This window comes from Desertimonas flava, assembly GCF_003426815.1.
Taxonomy (GTDB): Bacteria; Actinomycetota; Acidimicrobiia; order Acidimicrobiales; family Ilumatobacteraceae; genus Desertimonas; species Desertimonas flava.
The window spans coordinates 1-12,597 of the sequence record NZ_QKYK01000009.1; the positions used below are offsets into that span (position 1 = coordinate 1).

The 12,597-nt window shown below is 71.9% G+C and carries 10 protein-coding genes; 3 read left to right on the plus strand and 7 right to left on the minus strand.

Features of this window, described 5'->3' with window-relative positions; translation table 11 throughout:
• Nucleotides 1-146 precede the first annotated feature (146 nt).
• The 6 genes from hutI to hutH are packed head-to-tail and all read right to left on the minus strand — an operon-like array spanning nucleotide 147 to nucleotide 7,289.
• The gene (gene hutI / locus DN771_RS12445; RefSeq protein ID WP_116997746.1) at nucleotides 147-1,313 is read right to left on the minus strand and encodes an imidazolonepropionase; all 1,167 of its coding nucleotides are present in this window, start codon (nucleotides 1,311-1,313) and stop codon (nucleotides 147-149) included.
• Nucleotides 1,310-2,677: a formimidoylglutamate deiminase gene (locus DN771_RS12450; RefSeq protein WP_227462331.1), complete on the minus strand. Its 1,368-nt coding sequence runs from the start codon at nucleotides 2,675-2,677 to the stop codon at nucleotides 1,310-1,312. The genes hutI and DN771_RS12450 overlap by 4 nt, the downstream gene beginning before the upstream one ends.
• Nucleotides 2,674-3,249, minus strand: a complete 576-nt coding sequence (gene def, locus DN771_RS12455) for a peptide deformylase (protein ID WP_116998009.1) — start codon at nucleotides 3,247-3,249, stop codon at nucleotides 2,674-2,676. Before def ends, DN771_RS12450 begins: the two co-directional genes overlap by 4 nt.
• Nucleotides 3,246-4,091 (minus strand): phytanoyl-CoA dioxygenase family protein, encoded by an 846-nt coding sequence (locus tag DN771_RS12460; protein ID WP_116997751.1) that lies wholly within the window; start codon nucleotides 4,089-4,091, stop codon nucleotides 3,246-3,248. The genes def and DN771_RS12460 overlap by 4 nt, the downstream gene beginning before the upstream one ends.
• Nucleotides 4,088-5,758 carry a urocanate hydratase gene (hutU, locus tag DN771_RS12465; RefSeq protein ID WP_116998010.1) on the minus strand — a complete coding sequence of 557 codons (1,671 nt, stop codon included), beginning with the start codon at nucleotides 5,756-5,758 and terminating at the stop codon, nucleotides 4,088-4,090. The genes DN771_RS12460 and hutU overlap by 4 nt, the downstream gene beginning before the upstream one ends.
• Before the next feature lie 19 nt (nucleotides 5,759-5,777).
• A complete protein-coding gene (gene hutH / locus DN771_RS12470; RefSeq protein ID WP_116997753.1) occupies nucleotides 5,778-7,289 on the minus strand; it encodes a histidine ammonia-lyase in 1,512 nt (503 codons plus the stop codon).
• A gap of 99 nt (nucleotides 7,290-7,388) precedes the next feature.
• On the opposite strand from hutH, the gene DN771_RS12475 reads away from it, so the two are divergent.
• A complete protein-coding gene (locus tag DN771_RS12475) occupies nucleotides 7,389-7,586 on the plus strand; it encodes a hypothetical protein (RefSeq protein ID WP_162941865.1) in 198 nt (65 codons plus the stop codon).
• Between the two features lie 60 nt (nucleotides 7,587-7,646).
• Here the strand turns inward: DN771_RS12475 and DN771_RS12480 are convergent, their stop codons facing one another.
• Complete coding sequence (locus DN771_RS12480) at nucleotides 7,647-9,077, minus strand: HAD-IB family hydrolase (protein ID WP_116998011.1); 1,431 nt, start codon at nucleotides 9,075-9,077, stop codon at nucleotides 7,647-7,649.
• A gap of 168 nt (nucleotides 9,078-9,245) precedes the next feature.
• Here DN771_RS12480 and DN771_RS12485 point away from each other — a divergent pair, with 168 nt between their 5' ends.
• Nucleotides 9,246-11,303, plus strand: coding sequence for a RecQ family ATP-dependent DNA helicase (locus DN771_RS12485; protein ID WP_116997758.1), 2,058 nt, complete (start codon nucleotides 9,246-9,248; stop codon nucleotides 11,301-11,303).
• A gap of 331 nt (nucleotides 11,304-11,634) precedes the next feature.
• Entirely contained in the window at nucleotides 11,635-12,567 is a 933-nt protein-coding gene (locus DN771_RS12490) for a LysR family transcriptional regulator (protein ID WP_162941866.1), read from the plus strand.
• Nucleotides 12,568-12,597: the final 30 nt, after the last annotated feature.

The following is a 12,597-nucleotide window of genomic DNA, read 5'->3' on the forward strand; positions in this document are numbered from 1 at the left end:
CACCTTCATCGACAGCACCTCTCCGGCCATGAGGCATCCTCGCCCCAGACCACCTCAGGTGTTACCGATGCTGCGCGACATCCATGTGTCACCGATGTCCCGAGATCGGACAGTGACGCTCAGCGTCTCACAACGCGCCCAGAACGTCAGGATGAGCCGGCGACGACAACCGTGTCGATCAGGGGCTCGCCGGGCCGGTAGACGAGATGGATCGGCGCTGGGGCGTCGAGCACCACGACGTCGGCGCGACTCCCGGGCGCGAGCCGGCCGACGTCGGTTCTCCGCAGCGCCGCCGCCCCACCGGCGGTGGCCGCCCAGATCGCCTCGTCGATCGTCATGCGGAGGTCGCGGACGGCGAGAGCGATCACGAACGACATCGACGTCGTGAAGCTGCTGCCCGGGTTGCAGTTGCTCGCCAGGGCGACGGTGACGCCGGCGTCGATCGCCCGGCGGGCGTCGGGATAAGGCTGCCGGGTGGAGAAGTCGGTCGCCGGCAGGAACGTGGCGACCGTCGTCCCGGACGCCAGGGCGGCGATGTCGTCGTCGGTCAGGTAGGTGCAGTGATCGGCCGAGGCACAGCCCATCTCCACCGCCAGCTGCACACCAGGCCCGGGTCCGAGCTGGTTGGCGTGGAGGCGCCCGCCGAGACCGGCTGCCGCCCCGGCCTCGAGCACGGCCCGGCACTGCTCGGCGTCGAACGCACCCACCTCGCAGAACGCGTCGATCCAGCGGGCGTACGGTGCGCAACGGCGCAGCATCTCCCCGCACACCAGGTGCACGTAGTCGTCGGTCCGCCCGGCGTACGACACCGGCACGACGTGGGCACCGAGGTACGTCCGCTCCTCGGTGACGTCGCCGGCGATCTGAAGGAGCCGTTCCTCGCCTGCCGCGTCCAGGGCGTAGCCCGACTTGATCTCCACCGTGGTCGTGCCGCCCCGTCGGGCGCGCTGCCACAGCTCGCGTGTTCGGCATGTCAGGTCGTCCGTGGTGGCCGCTGTGGTGGCCGCCACCGTGGTGGCGATCCCGCCCGCGGCGTACGGAGCTCCGGCCATCCTCGCGGCGAACTCGGCCGAGCGGTCGCCCCCGAACACGAGGTGGGTGTGGCTGTCGACGAACCCCGGGATCACGGCCCGGCCACCGACATCCCGACGCTCGTCCGCCTCCGGTGCCGGGCCGGTGCCGACGTCGATGACGAGGCCGGACACGTCGTCGACGACGATCCACGCGTCCTCGAGGATGCCCGACCGGCCCCGATCGTGGGCCGGGTCGTTCGTCGTGAGCGACGAGATCCCGGTGATGACGGTGGACGTCACGCCACGTCCCAGACGGCTGTGATCGACGATGCCAGCGCGCCCGCCACGTCGATCGCCACATGCCGGCCATCGGCGACCACCACCCGACCGTCGACCACGACGTGGCGCACGTCGGCCGGGGCCGCCGAGAAGATCACGGCCGCGGCGACGTCGTCGGCCCCGGCGAGTCGCACGTTGTCGGTGTCCACGGTGACGAAGTCGGCGACCGCTCCCACGACCAGCTCGCCGCCCGCCCACCCGAGGCTTCGGTAGCCGTGTCGCGTGGCCGCGTCGAGTAGCTGGTCGGGACGGTGTGAGCCCCGGTGCAACGCGGCCAGCCGTTCGTCGAGCTCGATCGCCCTGGCCTCTTCGAACGGGTCGATCACGGCGTGGCTGTCCGATCCGATGCAGAGCCGCGCCCCGGCGTCACGCAGCGCGGTGCTCGGCCCGATCCCGTCGGCGAGGTCACGCTCGGTGGTCGGGCAGAAGCAGCACCCCGCCGTCGCCCGGCCGAGCCGGTCGATGTCATCGGCAGTCAGGTGCGTGGCGTGCACCGCGGTGAAGCGGTCGTGCACGGCGCCGCAGCGGTCGAGCAGTTCGACGGGGGTGCATCCGTGGGCGGCGACGCAGGCCTCGTTCTCCGCCGGCTGCTCGGACACATGGGCGTGCAGCACGGCGCCGTGCTCGCCGGCCCACGCGGCGACGGCGGCGATCGATCCCGGATCGACGGCCCGCACCGAATGCACCGCCGCGCCGACCGTCACCGTCGGCCCGGCCAGCGGGGCCAACCCACCCACCCGCTCGGCCCAGGCGTTCACCGAGCCGTCGGAGAAGCGCTGCTGCACCGGCGCGAGCGGTCGGCCGATGCCGCCGTGCAGGTAGCAGGCGTCGAGCAGCGTGAGGCGCAGCCCGGCACGGGTTGCCGCGGCCACGAGCCGCGATCCCATCTCGTTGGGGTCCGTGTACCGCGTCCCGCCCGGTCCGTGGTGGAGGTAGTGGAACTCGCCGACGGCGGTGTAGCCGGCCAGTGCCATCTCGGCGAACACCGCTGTCGCCAGCGCCTCGTACCCGTCGGGATCGAGCACGGCGGCGGCCTCGTACATCCGGTCACGCCACGTCCAGAACGTTCCGCCGTCGCCGTGCGTCCGGCCGCGCAGGGCGCGATGGAAGACGTGGCTGTGGGCGTTGGCGATGCCGGGCAGGGTCAGCCCGGCGAGCCGGGTCGCGCCGGGCGGTACCGAACCGACGCCGGTCTCGACGGCGGTGAGCGCGCCGCCCTCGACCGACAACCGCACCCCGGCCATGACGCCTCGATCGGCCCCGAGCCACGCCTGCTCGCACCAGTAGGTCCCGAGATAGTGCCTGGCACTATCTCGGGAGATCACGACCCGACCCGTTCGACGAACTCGGTGATGCGGGCGACGAAGGCGTCGCGCCCGAACCGTTCGAACGACTCCCACGTCGTGAACGTGGCCGGGTCGGTGACGCGGTCGAGGAAGAGCGTGCCGTCGAGGTGGTCGCACTCGTGCTGGAACGTGCCGGCGGTGAGCCCGCGCTTGATCTCGTCGTGGGCGACGCCGTGGCGATCGTGGTACCGCACCCGAACGTTCACGTGCCGGTCGACCTCGCCCCGCAGGTTCGGCACCGACAAGCATCCCTCGTTGATCGCCACCGTCTCGTCGTCGAGCGGCTCGAGGACGGGATTGATCACGACGGTGAGCGGGATCGGCGGCTTGTACGGATAGCGGGGGTTGCGATCCACCTCGATGGTGGCCACACGCAACGGGACGGCGATCTGGTTGGCCGCCAGGCCGGCGCCGTTGGCGTGCCGCATCGTGTCGATCAGGTCGTCGATCAGCCGCTGCACCTCGGAGCCGTTGATGTCGGCGGGATCGATCTCGTCGGCCCGCTGCCGCAACACGGGGTGCCCGACGGTGACGATCTCGCGGACCGTCACGACGACCACAGCACCGGGAACAGCCGGTGGTCCATCGGGGCGCCCGGCGGCAACTCGTCGTCGAGGCCCGGGAACGGCGGCGAAGTCGTCCAGGGGCGTGGTGCGTGCACCATGTCGTCGCCGAGGAACCGCACCGACAGCACCCGGCGACGCGTCGCCGATCCGCCCGACGAGTGCAGCGTCAGCATGTGGAAGAACACCGCGTCGCCCGGTTCCAGTTCCCACGCCAGGATCGGCCCGAGCGGCGAAGGCGAGGGAGGAGCTTGCTCCGACTGAGCCGTTGTCGCGGCCTGCGTGGCCGGGGAACGCAGCGACTCGTCGATCGCCGGCAGCTCGGCGAGCTCACCCTCGGCGAACCACTTCGCCTCGCCGTCGAGGAACGACCGGGGCATGTACCAGGGACCGACGTGGGACCCGGCGACGAACCGCAAGGTCGCGGCGAGCGGCACGGGATCGACCGGGAACCACATCGACGCGCTCTGCCGTCCGTCGACGTTGTAGTACGGCTGGTCCTGGTGCCACGGCGTCGGCTGGCGGGTCCCCGGCTCCTTCACCAGCACGTGGTCGTGGTAGAGCCGGACGGTCGACGCCCCCATCAGCTCGGCGGCGATCGCGGCCGCCGGCGACTCGCGGATGAACCGCTCCATCGGGGCGATGCGCTGCCACGAACAGAAGTCCTCGACGAACGCCCCGTCGTCGGCCGCGCTGGCCCGCTTGGCATGCGGCGAGAGATCGGCCAGGTTGGCCTCGATCGCCTCGGCGGCGAGCGCCACGAAGCCGGGATCGAACGCGCCCCGCACGCACACCGCCCCGTCGCGCTGGAAGTCACCCTCGATCCTCATGACCCCGCATCCTGCCGACGCTGCATCGGGATCACCACGCCCCGTTCCCTGGCCACCTCGACGGCCCGCTCGTAGCCGGCATCGACGTGGCGGATGACGCCCATCCCGGGATCGGACGTGAGCACGCGCTCGAGCTTCTGGGCGGCGAGGTCGGTGCCATCGGCCACCGCCACCATGCCGGCGTGGATCGAGCGCCCGATGCCGACGCCCCCGCCGTGATGGATGCTCACCCACGTCGCCCCACTTGCCGTGTTGACGAGGGCGTTGAGGAGCGGCCAGTCGGCGATGGCGTCGGACCCGTCGGCCATCGATTCGGTCTCGCGGTACGGCGAGGCGACCGACCCCGAGTCGAGATGGTCGCGGCCGATCACGATGGGTGCGGACACGGCGCCGGTGCGCACCAGCTCGTTGAACCGCAGGCCGAGACGGACCCGCTCGCCGTAGCCCAACCAGCAGATCCGCGCCGGCAGTCCCTGGAACGCGACGTGTTCGCCGGCCAGCCGGATCCAGCGGTGCAAGTGCTCGTCGTCGGGGAACTCGTCGAGCACGGCCTCGTCGGTGACGGCGATGTCGGCCGGATCGCCCGACAGGGCGACCCAGCGGAACGGGCCCTTGCCTTCGCAGAAGAGCGGTCGGATGTAGGCGGGCAGGAAGCCCGGATAGTCGAAGGCCCGGTCGTAGCCGCCGAGCTGCGCCTCGGTCCGCAGGCTGTTGCCGTAATCGAACACCTCGGCGCCGCGGTCGGCGAAGCCGACCATCGCCGCGCAGTGGGCGACCATCGAGGCCCGGGCGCGTCGGACCAACTCCTCGGGATCGCTCGTCGCCATCGCTGCCGCGGCGTCCGGCGTGAGGTCGATCGGGGTGTAGCTCAGCGGGTCGTGGGCGCTCGTCTGGTCGGTCACGATGTCGGCGGCGAACCCGACGTCGAGCAACCGGGGCAGGACGTCGGCGGCGTTGCCGACGACGCCGACCGACAGGGCCCGCCGGTCGTCTCGCGCGGCGAGGCAGCGGGCCACGGCGTCGTCGAGCGAGCCGGCGATCTCGTCGAGGTAACGGGTCTCCAGGCGGCGGCGGATGTGCTCGGGGGCGACGTCCACGCAGAGGACGACCCCGCCGTTCATCGTGATCGCCAGTGGCTGAGCCCCACCCATGCCGCCGAGACCGGCGGTCAGCGTTATCGTGCCGGCCAGCGTGCCGCCGAAGCGTCGCCGGGCGATCTCGGCGAAGCATTCGTACGTGCCCTGGAGGATCCCCTGGGTGCCGATGTAGATCCACGAGCCGGCCGTCATCTGCCCGTACATCGTGAGCCCCAGCGCCTCGAGGCGGCGGAACTCGGTCCAATCGGCCCAGTCGGGGACGAGGTTGGAGTTGGCGATGAGCACGCGTGGCGCCCACTCGTGCGTCCGGAACACCCCGACCGGCTTGCCGGACTGCACGAGCAGCGTCTCGTCGTCGGCGAGCGTCGAGAGGGTGTCACAGATGGCGTCGAACGCCGCCCACGACCGCGCCGCACGGCCGGTTCCGCCGTACACGACGAGGTCGTCGGGCCGCTCGGCGACCTCGGGGTCGAGATTGTTCTGGAGCATCCGGAACGGCGCTTCGGTCTGCCAGCTGCGGCACGAGAGCGACGTCCCGCGAGGGGCGCGGACCGGTCGGGCGGACGACATCTCCGAGATCTTCGCAGAGTCAGGCGAGGGGGCCGATCGCGGCCTCGACGGCGGTGAGCACGGCGCCGGACGTGACGGCATCGGTGGCGGCTGCGAGCTCCGGGGCCTGCCAACGATCGGGCCCCGCCCCGCCGACGCCGGCCTCGCGGAGCGCGTCGACGGCCGCGCCCGTCGCCGCCGACGGCGCCAGCGGGGTCCGCATCTCGACGCCCCGTGCCGCGGCGACCAACTCGCACGCCACGATGCGCGCCAGGTTGGCCACGGACCGGCGCAACTTGCGGGCCGCGGCCCAGCCCATCGACACATGGTCCTCCTGCATCGCCGACGTGGGGATCGTGTCGACACTCGCCGGAACGGCGAGCCGGCGGTTCTCGGCGACCATCGCCGCCTGCGTGTACTGGACGATCATCAGCCCCGAGTTCACGCCGGCGTCGTCCACGAGGAATGGCGGCAGACCCTGCGAGCGCGTGCGGTCGAGCAAGCGGTCGGTGCGCCGCTCGGCGATCGCCCCGACGTCGGCCGAGGCGATGGCGAGGATGTCGCACGCCAACGCCACTGGGGCACCGTGGAAGTGGCCGCACGACTCGACGCGGCCATCGGGCAGGACGGTCGGGTTGTCGATCGCCGACCGCAGCTCGATGTCGGCCGTCCGGCGAGCGTTGTCGACCGCGTCGCGGGCCGCGCCGTTCACCTGCGGCGCGCAGCGCAGCGAGTAGGCGTCCTGGACGCGGCTGTCGCCGACTCGGTGGCTGGCCACGATCGCGCTGCCGGCGAGGAGGCGGCGGAGGTTGGCGGCCGACGCCGTCTGGCCCGGGTGCGGACGCAACGCCATCAGGTCCTCGGCGAACGCCCGGTCGGTGCCCAGCAGCGCCTCGACCGACATCGCCGCGGCGATGTCGGCGGTGCGCAGGATCCGGTCGAGGTCGGCGATGGCGAGCACCAACATCCCGAGCATCCCGTCGGTCCCGTTGATGAGCGCGAGGCCCTCCTTGGCCCGCAGCGTGATCGGTTCGATCCCGGCGGCGGCGAGCGCCGTCACGGTCGCCGTGTCGCCTTCACCGATCAGCGCCATCGCCACGTGGGCCAGCGGAGCGAGGTCGCCGCTGGCGCCGAGCGACCCGTGCTCGTACACCGGCGGGACGACGCCGGCGTTGAGCATAGCGAGCATCGTCTCGACGACGACGGGGCGGACGCCCGAGTACCCCATGGCGAGGGTCCGGGCCCGCAGCAGCATCATCGCCCGCACCACCTCGTCCTCGACGGGCGGGCCCATGCCGGCCGCGTGCGACCGGATGAGGGCTCGCTGCAGCTCCTCGCGGCGGTCCGCCGGGATGACGGTGTTGGCCAACGACCCGAACCCGGTCGACACGCCGTACACCGGTGTCGGTGACGCGGACGCGGCGTCGATGAGCTCGGCGCTGCGTCGGATCGCGCCCCGTGCGGCATCGCTCAGCGAGACCGGGGCGGCGTGCCGGGCGACGGCGACGACGTCGTCGCGGGTGACGCCGGAAGGACCGATCGAGATCGTCATCGACCGACGTTCTAGCCGGGTTGCGTGAACCGATGAGTCCGCCTCGGGAACATCGTCAGAGGGAGTGCACGTCAGAGACAACGAACAAGGAGGATGACGATGCGCAAGCCACTGACACTCTGGGTGAACACGATGACCGGAGAGCGGCTCGATCGGGCCGCGCTCGACACGTTCCGTGAGCGGGCTCACCGGCTGTTCGAGGCCAACACGCAGATCTTCGAGGACGAGGCCGACGCGCTGACCGCGCTCGGTGTCGTGTCGATCCTGCAGCTCGATGCCGAACTCGTCGCCGCCTGACCACATGCGGGGGCGCGGTCCACCGCACACCCGCCACATCCCCGGGGTGGCGACGAGCGTCTACGAGTCGGTGCCGGGCCGGCGATCGCGCTCGGCGTCGGGCCGGCCCTTGTAGCCGGGCGGGTAGGTCGCGGCAAGCTCCTCGGCGGTCGGGGTGTACGGCCGACGGGCCTTGGCCGGCAGCAGCCTGGTGATCGCCCGCATGATCTTGTCGGTGTCGGCCTTCAGCGATCTGTGGGCGAGCTTCACGGGCGTCCCCACACGCACCGTCACCGTCGGGGGGTTGGCGACGTTGAGCACGTTGGGGAGCCGACTCGACCGTGGCCACACCTTCTCCGTCCCCCAGAGGCCGACCGGGATCACCGGGGCCTCGGACAGCTGGGCGAGCCGGGCGGCCCCCCAGCGCCCCTTCAGCACCGGATCGAAGAAGGCCGGACCCCTCGGGATCGTTCCCTGCGGCATGATGGCGACGAGCTCGCCCCCCGCCAGGGCGTCGGCCGCCGCCGCCAGTGGTTCGCTCGACCCCGTCGCCCGGTCGACGCGGATGCCGCCCATCGCCGTGGCGATCGGGCCGATCACCGGAGCGTCGAACACCTCCTTCTTGCCGAGGAACCGCACGGCCCGCCCGCTGCGGGCCATCGTCACCGACATCGCGGCGACGTCGAAGTAGCTGCGGTGGTTGCCGACGATGATCGCCGGCCCGTCGGCCGGGATGTTCTCGACGCCGGAGATGTCGAACCGGGCGTACGGCATGAACGCCGGGCGGGCGAACTGCGCGGCCAGGCGCTGCAACTCGATGTTGAGCACGGGGATCTTGACGACGCCCGGGGGCGCGTCGAGGTTGACGATCGGCCACCGTCGCAGCGTGGCCATGACGATCATCGCCGGATCGGGGTTGACGGCGACGGGGTGCCCGACCGCACCGAGCAACGGGGAGTCGAACACGCTGTCGGAGTAGGCGTAGCTCTCGTCGAGGTCGACGCCGTTCTCGGCGGCCCACGTGCGCACCGCGGCGAGTTTGCCGGTCGCCCACACGAACGGCCCGATGATCGTGCCGTCGAACGACCCGTCGGCGCCGACGCCGTAGCGGGTGGCCAGCACCCCGTCGAAGCCGAGGGCGTCGGCGAGGGGCTCGACGAGATCGAACGGCGTCGTCGTGGCCATGACGAGCTTGCGTCCGGCCGCGCGGTGCTCGTCGAACAGCGGCCACGCGAACGGCTGGACCAGGGCGACGAGACCGGGCGCGGCGGCCAGCCCGGCGGCGCGCATCTTGTCGCGGGAGCGCCCCGCGGCCACGGCGGCTGCTTGTCGGGCCAGGGCCATGGACGGCAATGTCTCGCCGATCCGGTTGAAGAGCCCGTACAACAGGTTCTCGCCCGGTAGCGACCGCGAGACGAATCCGGACTCCCGCATGGCTGCGGAGTAGACGGTGCCCGACGCCCCCGCCAGCAGCGTGCGATCCAGGTCGAAGAAGGCGGCGGCACCGGACATGCGCGGATCATACGATGCTTCGCGGCGGCGTTCTCCGGAGTCGTAGGTGACCATCCGGTGGGCGACCATCGGGTCGGCGGTGGGCGACCATCGGGTCGGCGGTGGGCGACCATCGGGTCGGCGGTGGGCGACCATCGGGTCGGCGGTGGGCGACCGTAGGGTGGGCGGATGAGCGCCCTCGCCCTCGCCGACGAGCACCTCGACCGTGTGATCGCCCAACTCGCTGGCGACGGAGCCGTCCCCCGCGACGACCAGCGGGCCGCGGTGCAGGCGCTGGTCGCCGAGCGCCGCCGGGTCCTCGTGGTGCAGGCCACCGGTTGGGGCAAGTCGGCCGTCTACTGGGCGGCCACGTCGGCGTTGCGGGCCGACGGGGCCGGTTGCACGCTCGTGGTGTCGCCGCTCTTGGCCCTGATGCGCGACCAGATCGCCGCCGCCGCCCGGGCCGGGCTTCGGGCCGCGACGGTCAACTCCACCAATGTCGACGAGTGGGGGGAGGTCCTCGACGCCGTTCGTGGCAACGCCGTCGACGTGCTGTTGATCTCGCCGGAACGACTCGGCAACCCGCGGTTCGCCGCCCAGCTCCCGGCCCTGCTGTCCTCGTGCGGGTTGCTCGTGATCGACGAGGCCCACTGCGTGTCGGACTGGGGATTCGACTTCCGCCCCGACTACCAGCGCCTCACCCGGACGCTGATGGCGCTGGCGCCCGACACACCGGTCCTCGCCACCACGGCGACGGCGAATCAGCGGGTCACCGCCGACGTCGCCGCCCAACTCGGCGACGGCACGGTCACGCTGCGCGGCTCGCTCGCCCGCTCGTCGCTGCGCCTCGCCGTCGTCCCCCGCCTCGATGCGGTCCAGCGCTATGCCTGGGTGGCCGACGCCCTCGGGGAACTGCCGGGCTCGGGCATCATCTACGTGCTCACGGTGGCCGAGACGGATCGGGTCGCCGGCATGCTCGCCGACGCCGGCTTCGACGTCGCTGCCTACTCGTCGGTGGTGGGCACCGACGAGCGCGAGGAGCTGGAGGAGCGCCTGAAGCGCAACCAACTCAAGGCCCTCGTCGCCACCTCAGCACTCGGCATGGGCTACGACAAGCCCGACCTCGCCTTCTGCATCCACCTCGGATCGCCGGCGTCGCCGGTGGCCTACTACCAGCAGGTCGGCCGCGCCGGCCGCGCCCTCGACGACGCGATCGCCGTCCTCCTGCCATCGGCCGGCGACGAGCGCATCTGGGAGTACTTCGCCACCGCCGGAATGCCCGAGCCCGATGCCGTGACGGCGATCCTCGCCGCGTTGGACGGCGGGGCAGCCACGCTGCCGGCGATCGAGGCCGAGACCAAACTCCGACGCGGCCGGCTCGAGGCCCTGCTCAAGATCCTCGCCGTCGACGGGGTCGTCGAGCGGGAGACCGGCGGTTGGGTCCGTACCGGGGCAGAGTGGGTCTACGACGAGGCGAAGTGGTCGGCCCTGCGCCGGGTGCGGGCGGCCGAGGCCGACCTGATGCGGCGCTACGCATCGGGCCAGGGCTGCCTCATGCAGTTCCTACAGCAAGCGCTCGACGACCCCGACCCGCAGCCGTGTGGCCGCTGCTCGGTGTGCACCGGCGAGCTGCCCCACCCCGGCGCGACGCCGACGGGCACGGCCGCGACGAACGCCATGCAGTATCTACGCGGCGTCGACGTGGTGATCGAACCGCGCAAGCTGTGGCCGGCGGGCGTTCCCGGCCGCAAGGGCAAGATCGCCGGCAGTGGGGTCGGGCGGGCGCTCGCGTTCGCCGACGACGCCGCCTGGGGTGCGTCGCTCCCCCACCCGAACGCCCCCGATGCCCCGGTCAGCGACGAACTCGCCGCAGGGGTGGTCACCGTGCTGTCGCGCTGGTCGAAGCACTGGAAGCGTCCGGTGTGTGTCGTTCCGATGCCGTCGCGGCGTCACCCCCAACTCGTCCGGTCGTTGGCCGACCACATCGCCACCGTGGGCAAGCTGCCCCTGATCGACGCTCTCGAGGCGACCGGGCCACCGCCGCCGACCGACGTCGCGTCGGCGGCCAGGGCCGCCGCGCTCGTCGGATCGCTCCGCCTGGCCGACGGCGTCCGCCTGCCGGCGGGCCCGGCGCTGCTCGTGGATGACACGTACCGCTCCGGCTGGACGGCGACGGTTGCGTCGGCGTTGCTGCACGACGCCGGCGCCTCGGCCGCCTACCCCCTCGTCCTCCACCAGCTGCCCTGAGGACGGATCCTCAGCGCTCGTGAACGCGTGCACGAGCTGTCAGGGGGACCGGATCGAGCGATCCGGAAAACGGGAAAGCCGCTGCTTGGGGGAAGCAGCGGCTCTCAACCTGAACCCTTGTCGATGGGGGGTCGACATGGTGGGTTCTATCGAGCGGTACATGGGGGGGTGTATCGCTTCGAATTTGTACTTGTGAGTCTACGCACAAGCTTCTCGATCTGGCAAGCAGAAGTTTCCGATGCCCGCTATCGTTTTTTCAGATGGCGACGGCGAACCCCGCGGCGGCGGTGGCAGGACATCCAGCGACGCATGCCAGGACGAACGAGGTGCGATGGACGTCCGCCAGCTGACGGCACTCGTGGCCATCGCCGATCACGGCACCTTCTCGGCCGCCGCCAAGGCGCTGTTCACGGTCCAGTCGAACGTCTCCAGTCACGTCGCCCGCCTCGAGAAGGAACTGTCGGCCACCCTCGTCGACCGGGTCAACGGCGGGCTCACCGATGCCGGCGTCCGCGTCGTCGAGCGTGCCCGCCGGGTGCTGCGCGAGCTCGACGACATCACCTCCGACCTCGCCCAGTACGACGGCAGTGTGGTCGGTGACGTACGCCTCGGCATGCTCGGCACCACCGCCCGCTGGCTCCTCCCCCGCCTCCTGGCCGAGGCCGCCGTCACGTACCCCGATGTCCATCCGATCGTCGCCGAGGGCAGCACGTCGGTCCTCATACCCGCGCTCCTGTCGGGCCAGTACAGCGCGGCGATCCTCCACCTGCCCGTCGACGCTCCGGAGCTCACGATCGAGCCGCTCTTCGCCGAGGAGCTGATGCTGCTCACCGGTCCCGAGCACCCGCTCGGCGAGCGCGACGAGATCGGCCTCGCCGACCTCGCCGATCACCGCCTGCTGATCCCACCGCCGGGCGCCGCCCTCCGTCGGGTCCTCGACCGGGCGGCCCGGTCGGTGGGCGTGCAGCTGAAGGCGCAGGCCGAGATCGACGGGGTCCGACTCCTCGCCACCCTCGCCGTCGACGGGTACGGCGCGGCGATCGTGCCCGCCACCGCCGTGCCGCAGACCCAGGCCCGCCGGTTCCGCACCATTCGCGTGCCCGAGCTCCCACCCCGCGTCGTCGCCCTCGCCTACCACCGCCGCCCCCCGCCCAGTGCCGCCGCCGAGGCGCTGTTCGAGGTGCTGCGGGCCTGTCTCCCCGACCTCGCCCTCGAGCAGCACGGGGTGCGCCTCGGCTCGGCGGCCTTTCCCCTGATGCGTTGAAACCAGCGGCGGAGCCGAACGCGGCGCGGC

Excerpts from the sequence above, each read along its gene's own strand:
- DN771_RS12460 (WP_116997751.1), bottom strand. The coding sequence starts at position 4,091 with ATGAGGATCGAGGGTGACTTCCAGCGCGACGGGGCGGTGTGCGTGCGG.
- hutU (WP_116998010.1), bottom strand. The coding sequence starts at position 5,758 with ATGTCGTCCGCCCGACCGGTCCGCGCCCCTCGCGGGACGTCGCTCTCG.
- hutH (WP_116997753.1), bottom strand. The coding sequence starts at position 7,289 with ATGACGATCTCGATCGGTCCTTCCGGCGTCACCCGCGACGACGTCGTC.
- DN771_RS12475 (WP_162941865.1), top strand. The coding sequence starts at position 7,389 with ATGCGCAAGCCACTGACACTCTGGGTGAACACGATGACCGGAGAGCGG.
- DN771_RS12480 (WP_116998011.1), bottom strand. The coding sequence starts at position 9,077 with ATGTCCGGTGCCGCCGCCTTCTTCGACCTGGATCGCACGCTGCTGGCG.
- DN771_RS12485 (WP_116997758.1), top strand. The coding sequence starts at position 9,246 with ATGAGCGCCCTCGCCCTCGCCGACGAGCACCTCGACCGTGTGATCGCC.
- DN771_RS12490 (WP_162941866.1), top strand. The coding sequence starts at position 11,635 with ATGGACGTCCGCCAGCTGACGGCACTCGTGGCCATCGCCGATCACGGC.